Origin of the sequence: Desulfobulbus alkaliphilus (assembly GCF_016918545.1) — a bacterium.
GTDB classification, from domain to species: Bacteria; Desulfobacterota; Desulfobulbia; order Desulfobulbales; family Desulfobulbaceae; genus Desulfobulbus; species Desulfobulbus alkaliphilus.
Map to the genome: position 1 here is coordinate 15,544 of NZ_JAFFQC010000011.1, position 17,172 is coordinate 32,715.

Sequence of the window (17,172 nt, forward strand, 5' to 3'; positions counted from 1 at the left end):
TTTAGATAGACATTTTTGTCACTCTTTGCCTTGACTGCTCCACGCATGCCCGGAGCAGTCCGTCGGGAGCGTTCCATGTGTCGATTAGCGTTAAAAAGTGCGGAAACCCCTTTCTCCCCCTACGATGTTCTCATGGCCATGGAGGCTATGCAGGAAGGATATGATGGCAGCGGACTGGGGCTGCTGCTGCGGGGGGTGGAATTCGAGGAATTCAAGCTCAAGCCCCACCATGTTGTCCTTTCCGGTATCGCCCACACCGAGGCCGCCTTTCACCGCCTCACCGACTGGATGGGTGGACAGGGGTTTCAGGTCAAGTTTGCTTACGAATTCGACCGGCGGCCCGAGCTTATTGAAGCCAATGATCGGTATCATTATCTTGTCCGGGTGTACAGGATGCCGGAGAGCTGGTCCAGTTTGACCGCTGAGGAGGTTGACAATCGACTGCTGCAGACCAGGCTTGCCATCCGCAGGGACGGCGAGGCCAACGGCGGCGATATTACGGTTTTTTCATTGTATCGTGATGTGGTGATGATCAAGGAGGTAGGCTGGCCGCTGGAAGTGGGCAACGCCCTCGGTTTACACGATGGCCGCCTCAAGGCCCGAGTGGTCATGGCCCAGGGACGACAGAACACCAATTACGGCATCAACCTGTACGCATGCCATCCTTTTTTTATTCAGGGGATTGCCACCATGACCAACGGCGAAAACACCGCCTTCGTCCCCATCAAGGAGTGGCTGCAGGGGAAGTACATTCCTGGATACATCGGCTATCACAGCGATTCCGAAACCTTTACGCATATCCTCCATTACATTACCAAACAGCTCAAGTTGCCCTTGGAATTGTACAAGCACGTCATCACGCCACTGAAGACCGAAGAGTTGGATGCACATCCCAACGGTGATTTTCTCAAAGGGCTGCGCACGGTCTGCCGACGATTGATTATTGATGGGCCCAATGCGATTATTGGCACTTTGCCCGACGAAACCAGCCTGCTGGTCATGGATCAGAAAAAGATGCGGCCGGCCACCGTTGGCGGCCGACCTGGTTCCTGGGCCATGGCCTCGGAGATGTGCGGGGTCGATGCCCTGGTTCCGGACCGTGATCCCGCCCTTGATTTTCAGCCCATGCGTGAACATACCGTTATTATTCCACCCGAGCGAAAGGAACTCATAGTATGGTCTCAGTTCGATCAATTTACTCTTCCCCAAGCAGCCTGACCTACCACGATCTGCCCTGGATCATCGAGCATCGGGAAAATCGCTGCACCCTCTGCGGGCGTTGCACAGCTGTCTGTCCGGTGGGAGCTATCTCGCTGAGCCATTTTCGTCAGCGGGTTCCCAAGCTCGATGTCCTCCGTAAAAAAAGGAGCAATGACTACAGGCATTTCACCGGCATCCGCCAGCAAACGGTTATTGAAAAACGCTGCATTGGCTGCGGAATGTGCGCCTCGGTCTGCCCCAATGAGGCCATCGGGCCACAAGCCAACGACAACGAACATCGTGCCCTCTTTCTTCTCAACCAGAAAGGTGAGGCCTACAAACGAGGCGGCCGTCGCAACGTCACCGGCAGGACGCTGCTCGACCGCATCTCCTTTGACCGTATCTCCATGCTCACAGATCCGGCCCTGGATGCCGGTCGGCACGAGTTCAACATCAATACCATCCTGGGTCGGGTGCTGCCCCCGGAGGAATTTCTCCGCCGTAAAGCCGCGGGGGAATGGATCCCTCCGACCCGGGAAATGTTCCCCTTTATCATCGGCTCGATGTCGTTTGGGGCCCTGTCACCCAACATGTGGCTCGGATTGCTGCAGGGCGTGGCCTACTGCAACGAGGTCTTGGATATCCCCGTGGTCATGGCCACCGGCGAAGGCGGCTGTCCGCCATGGGTGCTGAAGAGCCCCTTTCTGAAATATATCATCCTGCAGATCGCCTCCGGGTATTTCGGTTGGGACGAGATCATCCGGGCCATTCCCGAGATGCAGTGCGATCCGGCGGCCATTGAGATCAAGTATGGCCAGGGGGCCAAGCCAGGTGACGGCGGTCTGCTGATGTGGTTCAAGGTCAGCAAGCTGATCGCCCGGTTGCGTGGCGTGCCCGAAGGCGTGGATCTGCCTTCGCCGCCGGTGCATCAGACGCTCTACTCCATCGAGGAAAGCGTCATGAAGATGATTCAGACCATGTCCATGGCCTTTGGCTTCCGGGTACCTGTCTACCCTAAAATTTCCGGTTCAACCTCGGCCAAATCGGTCCTCAATAACCTGGTGCGCAATCCCTATGCCGCAGCTTTAATGATCGACGGTATCGACGGCGGCACCGGGGCGGCCTACAATGTCAGCATGGACGCCACCGGGCACCCCATTACTTCCAATCTGCGGGAATGTTACCTCGATCTGGTCCGGCAGGGGCGACAGAACGAGATTCCTCTGTTTGCCGCCGGCGGCATCGGCAAGAACGGCAATGTTACCCAGAATGGTATGGCCCTGATCATGCTTGGCGCTTCCGGTGTGCATATCGGCAAGTATATCATGCAGGCCGCTGCCGGCTGTCTTGGTAATGAATTGGGCCGTTGCAACGTCTGTAACGTCGGTATCTGTCCCAAGGGGATCACCAGCCAGAATGAAAAGCTCTATCGCCGTCTGGATCCAGATGAGGTCGCCCAGCGCACGGTCGATACCTTCATGGCCATTCGTACGGAAATGAAGAAGATCATGGCGCCCCTGGGGCGCTCCCAGAGCCTGCCCATCGGCATGTCCGATGCCCTTGGCATCGATGATGCCGATATCGCCCAAAGACTGCAGATCAACTATATCTGTTGAGCACAGGATTCATCACAGGACCTCTTTGCATTATGAGCGAAACAAAGCCTAATATACTCACTGTCCGCGGTCGGGATGACAACAACCAGCGGATTTCCTCCAAAGTGTTCGAGGAGGAGGTTCGCGGAGCGGCGGCGGTTGCCGATGAACTGATTCTCGAATCGTTCGGGCAGCATAATATCGGTTTACGGCTGGGTTCCGTGGATCGTCCCCTCACCCTCCGGATCAAAGGGCCTGCCGGCCAGCGGCTCGGCTGCATGGGCATGCCGGGAGCGACTATTATCTGCGACGGATCGGCCTCCGATGATGTCGGATATCTCAATATCGGTGCTGATATTATTGTCCAGGGCGATGCCACCAACGGCGTCTGCAACGCCATGGCCGGCGGCCGGGTGATGATTGGCGGCAGCATCGGTGCCCGCGGTCTCACCATGACCAAATGGAATCCCGATTATCAGCGACCGGAGATGTGGGTCCTGGGATCGGTGGGTGATACCTTTGCCGAGTTCAACTGCGGCGGTATCGGCGTGATCTGCGGAATCAACCCGAAAAATCCCGACAATGTCCTCGGGTACCGCCCCTGTGTGGGTATGGTCGGGGGGAAAATCTTCTATCGGGGAAAAACCGATGACTCGTATTCACGGACCAATGCCAAACTTTCTCAGCTCAGCGATGAGGAGTGGCAGTGGTTGAGTGAACGGCTGCCTGGATTCCTCCAGGCCATTGATCAGGCCGGATTGCTTGATCTTCTGACCGTGCGGGAACAGTGGCAGGTGCTGGCGGCGATCACCCCCCAGGAGCGGGCCTTGATGTTTTCCGGTCCCATGCCCATGGCCGAGTTTCGAAGACGCTTCTGGGACCAGGGTTTCGGTGGCGGCGATCCTCTCCGGGACCTTGCTCCTACTCTGGAACGCGGCTTGATCGGCGTGGTCGAGACCGGTGAATTCCGACGGAAAAAACCGTACTGGGCCAATCGGGATGCCGCCGCGCCCTGCACCTTTTTCTGCCCGATTCATATTCCGACCATCGATCGCCTCCGTTTGATTCGAGAGGGACGCTGTGAAGAGGCCTACGAGATGCTGCTGCGGTATACTCCGGTTCCGGCCTCGGTTTGTGGCGCCATCTGTCCCAATCTGTGCATCCAGAATTGTTCCCGCGAAAAAATAGATTACTCCATCGATGCCTCGGTGCTGGGGCGGGCGGTGCAGCAGGTGGAGCCGCCAAAATCCCTACCGCCTATCGGTCACAAAGTGGCCATCATCGGTGGTGGTCCAGCCGGGATGGCCGTGGCCTGGCACCTGGCCCTTAATGGCATCGAGGCGCATATATTCGAACGTGACACCAGGCTTGGTGGTAAACTGGCCCAGACCATTCCCTGGGAGCGTCTCTCTCAGGCGGTGTGGGATGCCGAGATCGATCGCTTTCTCAAAACCGACAACCTGCATGTCCATCTTGGCGAGCATCTGAGCAAAGACCGGGTGGAAGAACTGAAACAAGCCTTTGATTATGTCGTGGTTGCCGTAGGGACCCACCAGCCCAGGACGCTGTCCTTTCCCGGTCATGAACGGGTTATTCCGGCACTTGAATATCTCAAGGCGGCCAAAAGTGATAGCCCCATGGCCACCGGCAAGCAGGTGGTGATCATCGGTGCCGGTAACGTTGGCTGTGATGTCGCCACCGAGGCCTACCGGTTGGGAGCGGACCAGGTTGTCCTGGTGGATATTCAGAAGCCTTCGGCCTTCGGTCATGAGCGGACAGCGGCCGAAGCCTTGGGAGCTACTTTTAAATGGCCGTTCATGACCCGGGAGGTTACCGCGGAAGGCTTGGTTGGCGCTGACGGTACTGTGCTCCCGGCCCAGACGGTGATCATCTCCATTGGCGATGTTCCCAGTCTGCCTTTTCTACCCGATTCAGTTGAAATGGTGCAGGTTGCCGGCGCGACCTGGATCAAGACCGATGCGGCAGGCCGAACCAGCGACGACAAGATTCTTGCGGTGGGCGATGTCGAGCGACCGGGTCTGGCCACCAATGCGCTGGGGGCAGGCAAGCGCACCGCGGACTATCTCATCGCCACCTTCCAGGGAGTACCCTGGGTGCCGTTCCGACAACGGCTGATCCAATTTGAAGATTTGACTATGGCCCATTACGACCCGGCCGAGCGGGGTGTCACTGAAGATCAGCAGGCGGCCCGGTGTCTGAGTTGCGGCTCCTGCCGCGATTGTCATCTCTGCGAGACCATCTGTCCCACCAACGCCATATCCCGTCAGGAGATCCCCCCTGGTCCGGATGGGGTGGATTATGAATATATCTCCGACGACGACAAGTGCATTGCCTGTGGTTTCTGTGCCGATACCTGCCCCTGCGGCATCTGGGTACTACGTCCTTTCTGAGCCTCTCCTGCCGCACAGTTACCAGCATCCGCCCCCTGAGCGTATTGTGCTCTGGGGGCTTTTTTTCTTCATTTTCTGACCACATATACTGGGTGGAAGGAAAAGGCTGCTGACCTGCAGACGGAAACCGTTCGTCAGCCTTACATAATAATCTTTTATTTTTTCATGAAACGGAGCAGTACCTTGTATTGCTTGCCGTCCAGGTCCTTGGGCAAGGTTGTGCCGTCGGGAATCAGCAGGGTGAGAACTTTTCCCTTATGAGGGTCACTGCGTGGCTGTCGCCGTCGCTCTTGCAGCCGGGGCCCGGATATTCGTTGGCGAGGATTTCGAACATTGAGCAACTCAGCCTCTATCAGGCCGCCAGTGACAGGGGGCTTGCTGGTAGGGGAGCCAAGCGGTTCTATCGAGCCGATAATTATATCAACCATTTTTTGTTTCCTCCCTGAAGTGAAATGGTCCTGTGCTTTGTGGTGGTCGAGTCGTTGCCTGTTCATTCTCTGTGTTTGTGTTCTACCATGTTTTCCTGTTCAAGTTCCAGCAGGATCTGCTTCAGCGGCAGGCCACCACCGAAGCCGGTCAGGCTGCCGTCAGCGCCGATCAGGCGGTGGCAGGGGACAATCAGGGCCAGAGGATTGGCCCGGGCCGCCCCTCCCACAGCCCTGGCCTTGCGGCGATCGCCGAGATGTGCGGCCAGTTCACTGTAGGATCGGGTCTTGCCGTAGGGAATGGTGCACAGCTGCTCCCAGACCTGGAGTTGAAAAGGTGTGCCGTGCAGGGACAGGGGCAGGTCAAAACAGCGCAGGTGGCCGTGCAGGTAGGCAAGGATCTGTTGTGCCGCCTTGCTCAACAACGGATCGGCCATGGTGGCCACGGCTGGAGGAGGGGGATACAGTACCGATTCTTCAGGTAACGTAAGGCCGCACAGCCCAGAGGCGTCAGCGGTCAGTGTCAAGGTGCCCAGGGAGGTGGCAAGTGAAGCGCGACGGAGCATGAAATTCTCCATTGAAGAGTGCAAATATTTGTTTACCCCTTTCAACGATACCACCTGGTCGATAGTTAGTGTCCATTACCTTGTATCCGTGACGGCTGAACGCTTGTTTTGGATATATATCTTGCTGTAAGCATATTATAATTTTAGCTAAACCCTTGAATAAACTTGCACCAACCGTCCTTGGGGGCATCCGTCCGCACTCCATTTCCATTGCCCGTAACCGTCCGATAAAGTTTCCATTAATTGAACGGTCACGAACAACGAAGCTGACGCACGGACGAACGCTCACGGATTCAGGCATTAGAAACGAGGTATTTTATTCTCAAAGAAAAATAGTTGTTTCCGGGTGGACACTGGTTATTCTGACGGCAGGTGAAAGATCTCGATCAGCTGTGTCTCCATCCGCGTTTGCCGGCCAAGGACAGTGCTGGTATGCCGGTAGAGGGTTTTCATCTCCTGGTCCGTGGCTCTGTTGCGAATGTGACTGCAATTGTAGTTGAGACAGAAATGAGGTTTCGCCAGGAACAGACAGCCCTGTTCACCCAGAAAACAGCAGGCATCTTCCTTGTGGGGCAGAGGCTCCACGACAATACCGAGCAGAAGATTGATGAGGATCTGGATTGCGTCGGTGTTGTCAGCCATCAAGGCACTGCAGCAGCCGCCGCCCGGTCGGGAGGCGCAGTGGCAGCAGAGTTGATTCATGCCCATGGATCGCATGTGCAGGGTGAGAGCCTCCACGGACAGACGCAACTCTTGTAAAGCATCCCGCACGGTGCCATGAATGTTGTGTTGCCGCTCCCAGGTCCGGTGGAGGGAGTGAGCCAGTGCAACCTTTTCAGTAGCCGTACCGCTGTAGAAATTAAGCATGATGAATTCTCCGACCCCTCCCGGCCTTTATGGTTGCAGGGCTTGAAGCATGAAATCCTTCCATACCGGGGCCGCTGCCTTGCCGCCGGTTTCTCCCGGGCCCAGTGAGATGCTGTGGTCGTGGCCAAGCCAGACACCGGTGGTGAGACCACCGGCCGACCCGATGAACCAGGCATCGATATGGTTGTCCGTTGTTCCGGTTTTGCCGCTGCTTCCTGGTATGCCGGCGGCATTCTTGCCTGTGCCCCGGAGGACAACTTCGGTAAGTGCGGTGTTGATAAAGGAGGCGGTTCGCTCGGAAATCGCCTGGCGCCCGGGAGACTGCGGCCACGGAGCTATACGTCCTTCCCGGTTGCGAACGTGGGTGATGCCAACCGGGGCATGGTGCATGCCCCGGTTGGCAAAGGCCGTATAGGCAGCGGTCATCTCAAGGACGGACACTGGTGAAGCCCCCAGGGCCAAGGTCAGGTCCGGCTGCAGGGGCGCGGTAATCCCCAACCGGTAGGATTGACGGAGAGCGCTTTTCAGGCCGCTTTTACGCAGGAGGCGGACAGCGACCACATTGCTGGAATGGACCAGGGCCTCGGTCAGATTCAATGATCCACGGTAGTCCCGGTTGAAATTAGCCGGTCGCCAGAGTGTACCGCCGCCGCCAGGGAGAGCGATGGGGGCGTCATCGAAAACACTCTGCGCGGAAAGACCATGCTCCAGAGCCGCGGCATAGATAAGCGGTTTGAAAGCCGAGCCTGTCTGTCGGTTGGCCTGTACGGTGCGGTTGTACTGGGTTTGATTGAAATCAGTGCCGCCGATCATAGCTCGGATTCTGCCGCTGGCTGTTTCAAGGGCCACCAGGCCCCCCTGTGGACGGTTACGTCCAGGTTGGCGCTCGTGAACCGCGGCTACACCACGATGGATCGCCTTGGCTGCTGCCTGCTGCAGGCGGCTGTCCACAGTGGTGGCCACGGTCAGCCCCTGGAGGAACAGATCTGCATCACTGTAACGGCTGAGCAGTTGGCTGCGGATATAGAGACTGAAATAGCCGTTGAGCGATTGCCGCCATTCCCCGGAAGGGTGTACCCCCTGCTGGTAAGCGGTCCGGGCGGCCTCGGGGGTTATGACGCCGTCTTCGGCCATGCGGTTGAGTACGTACCGCTGCCGGGCCCTGGCGGCCTCGGGATATCGGAGGGGTGAATAGTTGCTGGGTGACTGGGGCAGGCCGGCAAGGAGGGCTATTTCTCCCAGAGTCAGTTGACCGACGGTCTTGCCGAAGTAGGTTCGGGCCGCGGCCTCGACCCCATAGGCCCCGTCTCCCAGATAAATTTCGTTCAGGTAGATAAATAAGATTTCCTCTTTACTCAGAATGCCTTCAAGGCGGCTGGAGAGGATCGCTTCCGCGAGTTTTCGCGCATAGCTTTTCTCTCTGCTGAGCAGCAGGGCCCGAGTGACCTGTTGGGTGATGGTCGACCCGCCCTGACTCCGTCTGCCGGAGCGGAGGTTATTGATTGCCGCCCGGGTGATGGACCAGGCATCCACACCCCGGTGGTCCCAGAAACGGCTATCCTCGGCGGCAACAAAGGCCAGGGGCAGGAGGGGCGGCATATCCTGATACGGGACGATGATCCTGAATTCGCGGGCAATGGCATCGATGGGCCGACCGTTGCGATCAAGAACGAGGGTCGCGACCTGGGGGCGATAATCGTGGACGGACTGGATGTCGGGCAAACTGTGGAACCAGGCCATCACCGCGCCGACCATCAGGGTGACCAGACCGGCAATCGAGACCAGAATCACGGTGAGATGGCGTTGATCGAGCACCCATCCTTGCGGGAGGTCTGCTTTTGGCGTCGGTTTTGATTTTGCAGCGGGTTTGGTGGACAAGGACGGCAAGAAACGGTAGTGTTGACGACAAAAAACAGTGTGGTTGTCTTCTGACAGGAGTGCAGGTATCATTCCGCCCTTGTACGTACCATGATTTCAGCATTCCGGCATCCTTAAAGCAAAAAGTACTCTCTGGATTGTTTTGTCTCGAATACGAATTCTCTCGGAACAGTTAGCCAATCAGATCGCCGCCGGTGAAGTGGTGGAGCGGCCGGCCTCGGTGGTCAAGGAACTGGTGGAAAACAGCCTTGATGCAGGTGCCGACCGCGTCGATGTGTACGTCGAAGGGGGAGGGACAGGGCTCCTGCGGGTTGCCGATAACGGTGAAGGCATGGACAGCGACGATGTCCTGCTCAGTATCGAGCGGCATGCCACGTCCAAGATTCGTGAAGAAGGTCAGCTGGCCGCCATTACCACCCTGGGGTTTCGCGGTGAAGCCCTGCCCAGTATCGCCTCGGTGTCCTGGGTGACCATCCTTTCCCGTCCCCGCGACCGCCGGATGGGGACCAGGGCTGATATCCGCTACGGTGTTCTGCGGGAGGTGCACGAGGATGGCTGCGCTCCGGGTACAGTGATCGAGATTCGTCATCTTTTCGGCAACATGCCGGCCCGAAAAAAATTTCTCAAATCACGCCGCACCGAGATGCATCACATCGAGGAAGTGATAAAGAATCAGGCGCTGGCCCACTCGCAGGTCGGTTTTACCTTGCATAGCGATGGACGGGAGGTGCTTGCCTATCAGCCGGAAACGGATCTGGAATCACGGGTTCGGTCGATTTTCCGCAGCTCGGATCGGATGCTGCCGCTGCATGGAATCCAGGACAGTGCTCAAGATGGACTTGCTCTGGAGGGCTATCTGCTCCTTCCGGAAACAGGTGCCGTTGCCAATGCCCGTTTGCGCATCCTGGTCAACAAACGGCCGGTGCAGGACAGCATGATCCGTCATGCCGTGTATGAGGGGCTGCAGGGGTTTCTCATGAAAGGCCGGCAGGCCGCGGGAGCCGTGCTGCTGAGCATCGGCCCGGAACAGGTGGATGTCAATGTGCATCCGGCCAAGCGGGAGATTCGTTTTCGCCGCAGCGATGTCGTTCATCGGTTTATTGTCGAAGGGGTGACGCAGGCTCTGCGCGCCTATCAGCACAGCCTGCGGACTAATTTGTTCACAGGGTCGGTGTTGTCTCCGTCTTCGTCCCTGTTGACGCCTCAAATACAACCCCAACAGACTGCGCAGCCGGACAACGCCTCGTTGATTACCCCGCGCACAGCTGAACCAGTGGTCTATGAGCCGCGGCATTTACCGATGGCGCCATCCTCCGTCCCCGGGAGAGAGTCCTCGCCGCTTAATCCTGTTGCTGTCACCGTCAGTGAAGTCGAGCCATCTCTAGCCCCGCATTCTTCAGCCCTGGAAGAGGATCTGTCCGGCCTGACTCTGATCGGTCAGCTTTTTACCCTGTATCTGCTCTGTGAAAAGGATGGGGAGTTCATTGTCATTGATCAGCATGCCGCCCATGAACGACTTCTCTATGGTCAATTGCTCCAGGGGTATCAGGCGGCCAGAATATCCCGGCAGACCCTTATGTTTCCCGCCACGGTTGAACTGACTCCTGTTCAGGAAGAAACCCTCGAGCAACGGCAAGCGGAAGTGGCGGCCCTGGGCCTGCAGACGAAATATTTCGGTGACAGCACCTATGTGATCAGCACGCTGCCTGCCCTGGTGAGCCATGTCGATCCCGGTTCTTTATTGCGGGAAACACTCGATGCCCTCAGGGGACTTGCGCCCGCGGACAACTCTCGACCGGTACCACGGGTGGTGGATGATCTTCTCGCCTCCATGGCCTGCAAGGCAGCGGTCAAGGCAGGTCATCGTCTGCAACCACTGGAGATGCTCAAACTACTTCAGCAGATGGAAAAGAGTGAGATTTTTTCTCATTGCCCGCATGGTCGCCCGGTGATTAAGACGTTCTCCGTCCGGGAAGTCGAAAAATGGTTTTACCGCCATGGTAGCTGAATCGCGCTGGTGTCGAGGATGCTGGCACAGAGCAGGATGCCGGGCGCACGACTTGAATACAGTCGAAGAAAGACGAGATCTTGATGAGCTCTGCCTGCAGGAAGATAGATCGGAGAACAAAAAAACAGCGTACTCTACAACCTGAATCCGTGACGGCTGGACTTTTGTTTTGGATATATCTTGCTGTGATCGATCTTATGATCGCAGAGGAATCCTTACCAATACCTTTCACCAGCCGCCCTTCGGGGCATCCGTCCGCACGCCATCTTCATTGCTCGTAACCGTCCGATAAAAGTCTCCATTAATCGAACGTTCACAGGCAATAAAGCTGACGCACGGACGAACGCTCACGAATCCGGGTACTACAAAATACACCGATAGCGGTGTTCATCGATGCAAGAGGAAAGATAGCCATGAACATACAGACACTTCGGGTCGACAGTCCGGAGGGGCGACAAAGTTGTGCCAGACTGCGGCAACGTTTCAGCGAGGGGGGCGAGGAGAACTGCCGTCAGGCAGTACGGGAGATTCTTGGCAGGGTGAGCAAGGAGGGTGATACGGCTGTCGTCGACTATTGTCGCCGTTTTGATAGTCCGACCATGACTCTTGAGACCCTGCGGGTAACTGAGGAGGAATTTGCTCAGGCCGACCGGGCTGTGGATGCAGCCTTCCGTGAGACCCTGCGCTTTGCCGCCGAACGGATCCGCACCTTCCATGAACGGGAACGGGAGGATTCCTGGATTTTGACCCGGGAGGATGGAACTATTACCGGACGAATGGTACGGCCAGTGGACTCCGCCGGCCTGTATGTTCCGGGTGGTAAAGAGGGGGCAACCCCCCTGGTTTCATCGGTCCTGATGAACGGTATTCCCGCCCAGATCGCCGGAGTGGCTCGCCGGGTGATGGTGACACCACCCAACCGTGCTGGTGGGGTCAATCCGTTTCTCCTGGCAACGGCGGCGGAGATCGGCATCACTGAGATCTACAAAGTCGGATCCGCCTGGGCCATTGCCGCTTTGGCGTATGGTACCGCCACCATTCCAGCAGTGGATGTGATCGTTGGTCCGGGCAATCAGTATGTTGCCGAGGCCAAACGGCAGGTCATGGGTCGAGTGCGGATCGATATGCTTGCCGGGCCCAGTGAGGTGCTGATTATTGCCGATGAATCGGCCAAGCCTGCCTTTATTGCCGCGGACATGCTGGCTCAGGCCGAGCACGATCCCCAGGCCCTCGCGGTTGTTATCACCACCAGTGCCGGGGTGGCAACAGCCGTTGCCGGAGAATTGGCACGCCAGCTGCCTCAGCTGCCCCGAGCCGATATTGCCCGTACCGCGCTGGAGAACCGCGGTCTGATCCTGGTGGTTGACAGCCTTGATGAGGCTATGGATCTGGCCAATGAGATCGCCATTGAACACCTGGAACTGCAGATCGACGAGCCCTGGCAGTGGCTGCCCCGCACCCGTCATGCCGGCGCCGTGTTTCTTGGCCCCTGGACACCGGAAGCTGCCGGTGATTATGTCGCCGGCCCCAATCATGTCCTGCCCACCATGGGCACGGCACGGATTTCTTCAGCCCTGGGCGTTGAGACCTTTGTCAAAAAGAGTTCGATTATCTCCTATTCCCGCCGGGCACTGGAGGCGGACAGCGAGCATATTCGCCGATTGGCCGCCTTGGAAGGATTGACGGCCCACGGTCATTCAGTGGCCATAAGGCTTGGTGAAGACTGAGCGCCTCCTCCTCAGCAAGGGGGCAGAGCGGTTGGGTATTGACCTCGAGGAAGAGGCGCTCGAGCGCCTGCTTCTTTACCTGGCGGAGTTGGTCAAGTGGAACCGGCGTATCAATCTGATCGCCCGGGACACCCGGGAGGAGCAGATCATCGAAACCCATTTTCTCGATTCCTTGACCCTCCTGCCTTTCCTGCTGGAACAGCGACAGGCACCGCAACACCTTCTCGATGTAGGCAGCGGTGCCGGATTTCCCGGGCTGGTGCTGGCGACTGTACTGCCCGAGGTGCGGTTCACCCTGGCTGAACCCAGGGCCAAACGGGTCAGCTTTCTCCGCCACTTGATCCGTACCCTCAGGCTCACCAATACTGAGGTACATGCTGAACGTATCGAAGCCCTCATGCCTGACCGGCAGGGCTGTTTCACCCATATTACCGGCCGGGCCGTGGCGGAACCAGCCCTGTTTCTCCCCCTGGTGCGGCCCCTGGTCTCCCCGGAGACGCGGGTTGTGCTCATGCTTGCCAGGACAGAGCTCCTGGCAAGCATCGAGCAGCTCCCATCCGGACCATGGCATATCCTTGATATCAGGACTTTTAACCTGCCTTTTTCCGCAGCCTCCAGGGTCTTGGCCGTGGTTGGTGCCTGTCTGTGAACAGTTCCGGTTCCCGATATAGATTCCTGGAGTCCAGCCGTCACGGATTCAGGGGTCTGTTGCCGACATCTGTCCGCTGGACAATTTTCTGCTGATACTTCTTTCTGGAATATTTACGGCTGATCTGGTAAGCAGTGAACTTTTATTGACAATAACAACGGCAAAGTTTCGTTACAGCACACGAGGCATGTATGGCACAGACAATTGCGGTTCTGGCTGGTGACGGCATCGGGCCCGAGGTAATGGCCGAGGCCATCAAGGTTCTGGGCGCGGTTCAGCGTCGATTCGATTTTACCCTCAACTATGTCCATGCCGATGTCGGCGGCGTGGCCATCGACAACTGCGGCGAAGCCCTCCCCCCGGCGACCCTGGAGGCCTGTGAACAGAGTGCCGCCATCCTGTTTGGTTCGGTGGGCGGACCTCAATGGGAGAGCCTGCCGCCGGAACAACAGCCGGAGCGGGCAGCGTTGCTGCCGTTGCGTAAACATTTTGATCTCTTCTGCAACCTGCGCCCGGCCAAGGTTTTCAAAGCCCTGGTCGGCGCCTGTCCGCTACGGGCGGATATCGTTGAGGATGGTTTTGATATCCTCGTGGTCCGCGAACTGACCTCGGGAATTTATTTTGGCCAGCCCAAGGGCCGTGAGGGCAGCGGCCCAGATGAGCGCGCCTGGGACACCAAGGTCTATACCCGCGCCGAGATTGAGCGCATCGCCCGTATGGCCTTTGAGGCCGCCCGTCTGCGCCGGAGTCGCGTCACTTCGGTGGACAAGGCCAATGTCCTCACCTGCATGGTGTTCTGGCGCGAAGTGGTCAAGGAGGTAGCCCGGGACTTTCCGGACGTGGAGCTGAATCATATCTACATCGATAATGCCACCATGCAGTTGGTCCGCGACCCGCATCAGTTTGATGTTATGCTCTGTGGCAACATGTTCGGGGACATCATCTCCGATGAGGCTGCCATGCTCACTGGTTCCATGGGAATGCTTGCTTCCGCCAGCCTTAACAGTTCGAAATTTGGTCTGTTCGAGCCCGCCGGAGGTTCCGCCCCAGACATCGCCGGACAGGGAACCGCCAATCCCATTGCCCAGATTCTGTCCGCGGCGATGATGCTCAAATACAGTCTGGGCCAGGAGCAGGCTGCGGTTGCCATTGAAGAAGCGGTGGCTGCCGTTCTTGCTCGAGATATTATGACCCCGGATATAGCAACCTCCGGTGTTGTTCCGGTTTCCACTTCAGCCATGGGAGACGCTATCGCCGGTGAGATTTCCCTGGACCCGTGATCGTTCGTTCGTGGGTCAGCTGTATTGTCTGTGACCATTCGATGAAAGGACACTTTATCGGAAAATTACGGGCAATGAAGATGGCGTACGGACGGACGCTCCGGAGGACGGCTCTTGAAGGTTATTATCAAGGATTCCAAAGCAATTGTAATCTGAGTACAGCAAGATATATCCCAAATAAGAGTCCAGTCGTCATGGATTCAGGATTTCGGCCCGATAACCACGAGCAGGGAGGAAAGGCATGCCGAAACGAGAAAATATTATTCTGATCAGTAATCGGGCTGCAACGCGCATGGCCGCTGAGGTAGCCCGGGAGCTTGCTATCCCGGTCACCGAAATGATTACCCGGACCTTTGCCGACGGCGAACTCTATCATGCCTTTCCTCGGGATATCGCCGGACACGATCTGGTGATCATCGCCAGCACCCCGGATGACCTTGCCCACCAGGAACTCATCGATCTGGTAACCGGGGCACGCTACTGGAACGCACTGTCGGTCAATGTGATCATCCCCTACCTGGGGTATTCGACCATGGAGCGGGCCAAACCCGAGTCCGGAGAGATCCCCAAGGGAATCACCCGTACCCGGCAGATCTTCCGGGCCCGGCCTGATTATGTCGCCTTCATTGACCTGCACTCCGAATCGGTCATGCACGCTCATTCCGGCGAGATCCGTACCCGTCACCTCTGGACCGAACAAGTGGCTGCGGCCAAGATCCGGGCCATGAAGCTGGAAAATATTGTGCTCGTCTCCCCTGACTATGGTTTTTCCAAACGGGTGGCACGCCTGGCCGGTCTGCTCGACTGTCCGCATACTGCCGCCAACAAGGACCGCTACGACGTGGACCGGACGATTATCGGTCAACTGTCCGGGGCGGTACGCGACCGTACCGCCATTATCTGTGATGATATGATCCGTACCGGCGGCTCCATGCTCCAGACCGTGGACCGCTGCTATGAGGCCGGCGCCGTGGGGGTGATGATTATGGCCACCCATCTGGTTCTGGCCGGCAACGCCCGGCAGCGTTTTGTCGAAAGAGGAATTAACTGCATTATCGGCGCGGATACCTATCCGGGGCAGGAAAGCGATGACCTGCTTCATCTCTATTCCGTGGCTCCAGTCATTGCCGATGAGCTGAAAGGATATTTTCGTCTGCAATAGGGCCAAAAGGTCAATGACTGCCCATCAGGAAACGGTTCTGTTTCCTTGTCTCATCCTGGGAAAACGGTTGTACCCTGATGGTCAGGCATTGTCTTGGATCCGTGAGCGTCCGTCCGTACGCCCCGAAGGGCGACTGGTGAAGGTTATTGGCAAGGATTGCGCTGCAATTATAATCTGAGCCCAGCAAGATATATCCAAAACAAGCGTCCTGCCGTCACGGACTCAGGAATGTATTCAATCAAGAGCAACCAATATTGGAACACGAACTTATGAAAAAAGTAGGCATTGTCGGCTGGCGAGGCATGGTGGGCTCCGTGCTTATGGAACGGATGCGGCAGGAAGATGATTTTCGCAATTTTGAAGCGCACTTCTTTTCCACTTCCCAGGCCGGGCTGGCTGGGCCTGAGATCAATGGGAAGGTCCGTGAGCTTCTCGATGGTCGTAGTGTGGATCTGCTCAGAGAGATGGATATCATTCTCTCCTGTCAGGGCAGCGGGTATACCGAAGAAGTGTACGGACCATTGACAGCTCTGGGTTGGCAAGGATACTGGATCGACGCTGCTTCCAAGCTGCGTATGGATACGGATGCGATTATCTGCCTTGATCCGGTGAACCGCAGGATCATCGACACCGGGCTTGAGCAAGGTGTTAAAAAGTTCATTGGCGGCAACTGTACGGTTTCGCTGATGCTCATGGCCCTGGGTGGCTTGTTTGCCCAAGGGTGGGTGGATTGGGTCACCTCCCAGACCTATCAGGCCGCCTCCGGGGCCGGGGCCAAGAACATGCGCGAACTGGTCAATCAGATGCGGTTGATTGGAGAAAACGCCGAGCAGATCCTCGACGATCCTGCTTCAGCCATTCTTGAACTTGACCGCAACGTGGTGGAGACTCTGCGGCATCCCTCTTTTCCTACCGGGAATTTCGGGGCCCCGCTGGCAGCCAGCCTCATTCCCTGGATCGACATCGCCATGGACAACGGCCAGACCCGGGAGGAGTGGAAAGGGATCACTGAAACCAACAAGATTCTGGGCAATCATGACGTCCCCATTCCCATTGACGGCTGCTGTGTGCGCATCGGTGCCATGCGGTGCCACAGCCAGGCGTTCACGATCAAGCTGAAACGGGACATTCCCCTCATCGACATCCAGCAGGTTATTGGCGGGCACAACAAGTGGGTGTCATTGGTGGATAATAGCAGAGAGGCAAGCCTCAAAGAGTTGACTCCGGCCCGGGTGACCGGCACCTTGGATATCCCGGTGGGCCGCCTGAGAAAAATGAATCTAGGACCGGAATACCTCAGTGCCTTCAGTGTCGGTGACCAGCTCCTCTGGGGTGCTGCTGAACCTGTGCGGCGGATGCTGAACATTGTTTTGGAGTATATCAAATAATGGGACGCACAAGCCG

13 protein-coding genes are annotated in these 17,172 nt (G+C 57.3%); 9 read left to right on the plus strand and 4 right to left on the minus strand.

Going from position 1 to position 17,172, the window contains the following annotated elements:
- Positions 1-75 precede the first annotated feature (75 nt).
- Genes JWG43_RS07585 through JWG43_RS07595 form a run of 3 tightly spaced genes read left to right on the plus strand, consistent with a single transcriptional unit; the run spans position 76 to position 5,206 of the window.
- Positions 76-1,218, plus strand: coding sequence for a class II glutamine amidotransferase domain-containing protein (locus tag JWG43_RS07585; protein WP_205242303.1), 1,143 nt, complete (start codon positions 76-78; stop codon positions 1,216-1,218).
- Positions 1,176-2,816 carry a glutamate synthase-related protein gene (locus JWG43_RS07590; RefSeq protein ID WP_205242304.1) on the plus strand — a complete coding sequence of 547 codons (1,641 nt, stop codon included), beginning with the start codon at positions 1,176-1,178 and terminating at the stop codon, positions 2,814-2,816. Before JWG43_RS07585 ends, JWG43_RS07590 begins: the two co-directional genes overlap by 43 nt.
- A gap of 32 nt (positions 2,817-2,848) precedes the next feature.
- Positions 2,849-5,206: an FAD-dependent oxidoreductase gene (locus JWG43_RS07595; RefSeq protein ID WP_205242305.1), complete on the plus strand. Its 2,358-nt coding sequence runs from the start codon at positions 2,849-2,851 to the stop codon at positions 5,204-5,206.
- Positions 5,207-5,361: 155 nt separating this feature from the next.
- On the opposite strand, the gene JWG43_RS07600 is transcribed toward JWG43_RS07595, so the two are convergent.
- From JWG43_RS07600 to JWG43_RS07615, 4 genes are all read right to left on the minus strand, one after another.
- Positions 5,362-5,634 carry a hypothetical protein gene (locus tag JWG43_RS07600; protein ID WP_205242306.1) on the minus strand — a complete coding sequence of 91 codons (273 nt, stop codon included), beginning with the start codon at positions 5,632-5,634 and terminating at the stop codon, positions 5,362-5,364.
- A 62-nt stretch (positions 5,635-5,696) separates the two neighbouring features.
- Positions 5,697-6,197 carry a methylated-DNA--[protein]-cysteine S-methyltransferase gene (locus JWG43_RS07605; protein WP_205242307.1) on the minus strand — a complete coding sequence of 167 codons (501 nt, stop codon included), beginning with the start codon at positions 6,195-6,197 and terminating at the stop codon, positions 5,697-5,699.
- A gap of 357 nt (positions 6,198-6,554) precedes the next feature.
- Positions 6,555-7,064 (minus strand): hypothetical protein, encoded by a 510-nt coding sequence (locus JWG43_RS07610; protein ID WP_205242308.1) that lies wholly within the window; start codon positions 7,062-7,064, stop codon positions 6,555-6,557.
- A 27-nt stretch (positions 7,065-7,091) separates the two neighbouring features.
- Complete coding sequence (locus JWG43_RS07615; RefSeq protein ID WP_205242309.1) at positions 7,092-8,879, minus strand: PBP1A family penicillin-binding protein; 1,788 nt, start codon at positions 8,877-8,879, stop codon at positions 7,092-7,094.
- 205 nt (positions 8,880-9,084) lie between these two features.
- On the opposite strand from JWG43_RS07615, the gene mutL reads away from it, so the two are divergent.
- The 6 genes from mutL to asd all read left to right on the plus strand — a co-directional run bounded on the left by mutL (position 9,085) and on the right by asd (position 17,156).
- The gene (gene mutL / locus JWG43_RS07620; RefSeq protein WP_205242310.1) at positions 9,085-10,950 is read left to right on the plus strand and encodes a DNA mismatch repair endonuclease MutL; all 1,866 of its coding nucleotides are present in this window, start codon (positions 9,085-9,087) and stop codon (positions 10,948-10,950) included.
- A 413-nt stretch (positions 10,951-11,363) separates the two neighbouring features.
- A complete protein-coding gene (gene hisD / locus JWG43_RS07625; protein ID WP_205242311.1) occupies positions 11,364-12,677 on the plus strand; it encodes a histidinol dehydrogenase in 1,314 nt (437 codons plus the stop codon).
- On the plus strand, positions 12,667-13,326 hold the full coding sequence (rsmG, locus tag JWG43_RS07630; RefSeq protein ID WP_338033250.1) for a 16S rRNA (guanine(527)-N(7))-methyltransferase RsmG: 660 nt from the start codon (positions 12,667-12,669) through the stop codon (positions 13,324-13,326). Before hisD ends, rsmG begins: the two co-directional genes overlap by 11 nt.
- Before the next feature lie 191 nt (positions 13,327-13,517).
- Complete coding sequence (leuB, locus tag JWG43_RS07635; protein WP_205242313.1) at positions 13,518-14,606, plus strand: 3-isopropylmalate dehydrogenase; 1,089 nt, start codon at positions 13,518-13,520, stop codon at positions 14,604-14,606.
- Between the two features lie 241 nt (positions 14,607-14,847).
- Entirely contained in the window at positions 14,848-15,768 is a 921-nt protein-coding gene (gene prs, locus JWG43_RS07640; RefSeq protein WP_205242314.1) for a ribose-phosphate diphosphokinase, read from the plus strand.
- A gap of 269 nt (positions 15,769-16,037) precedes the next feature.
- A complete protein-coding gene (asd, locus tag JWG43_RS07645; RefSeq protein ID WP_205242315.1) occupies positions 16,038-17,156 on the plus strand; it encodes an aspartate-semialdehyde dehydrogenase in 1,119 nt (372 codons plus the stop codon).
- Positions 17,157-17,172: the final 16 nt, after the last annotated feature.

Coding starts and splice junctions, on each gene's coding strand:
- JWG43_RS07585 (WP_205242303.1), top strand. CDS start 76: ATGTGTCGATTAGCGTTAAAAAGTGCGGAAACCCCTTTCTCCCCCTAC.
- JWG43_RS07590 (WP_205242304.1), top strand. CDS start 1,176: ATGGTCTCAGTTCGATCAATTTACTCTTCCCCAAGCAGCCTGACCTAC.
- JWG43_RS07595 (WP_205242305.1), top strand. CDS start 2,849: ATGAGCGAAACAAAGCCTAATATACTCACTGTCCGCGGTCGGGATGAC.
- JWG43_RS07600 (WP_205242306.1), bottom strand. CDS start 5,634: ATGGTTGATATAATTATCGGCTCGATAGAACCGCTTGGCTCCCCTACC.
- JWG43_RS07605 (WP_205242307.1), bottom strand. CDS start 6,197: ATGCTCCGTCGCGCTTCACTTGCCACCTCCCTGGGCACCTTGACACTG.
- JWG43_RS07610 (WP_205242308.1), bottom strand. CDS start 7,064: ATGCTTAATTTCTACAGCGGTACGGCTACTGAAAAGGTTGCACTGGCT.
- hisD (WP_205242311.1), top strand. CDS start 11,364: ATGAACATACAGACACTTCGGGTCGACAGTCCGGAGGGGCGACAAAGT.
- leuB (WP_205242313.1), top strand. CDS start 13,518: ATGGCACAGACAATTGCGGTTCTGGCTGGTGACGGCATCGGGCCCGAG.
- prs (WP_205242314.1), top strand. CDS start 14,848: ATGCCGAAACGAGAAAATATTATTCTGATCAGTAATCGGGCTGCAACG.
- asd (WP_205242315.1), top strand. CDS start 16,038: ATGAAAAAAGTAGGCATTGTCGGCTGGCGAGGCATGGTGGGCTCCGTG.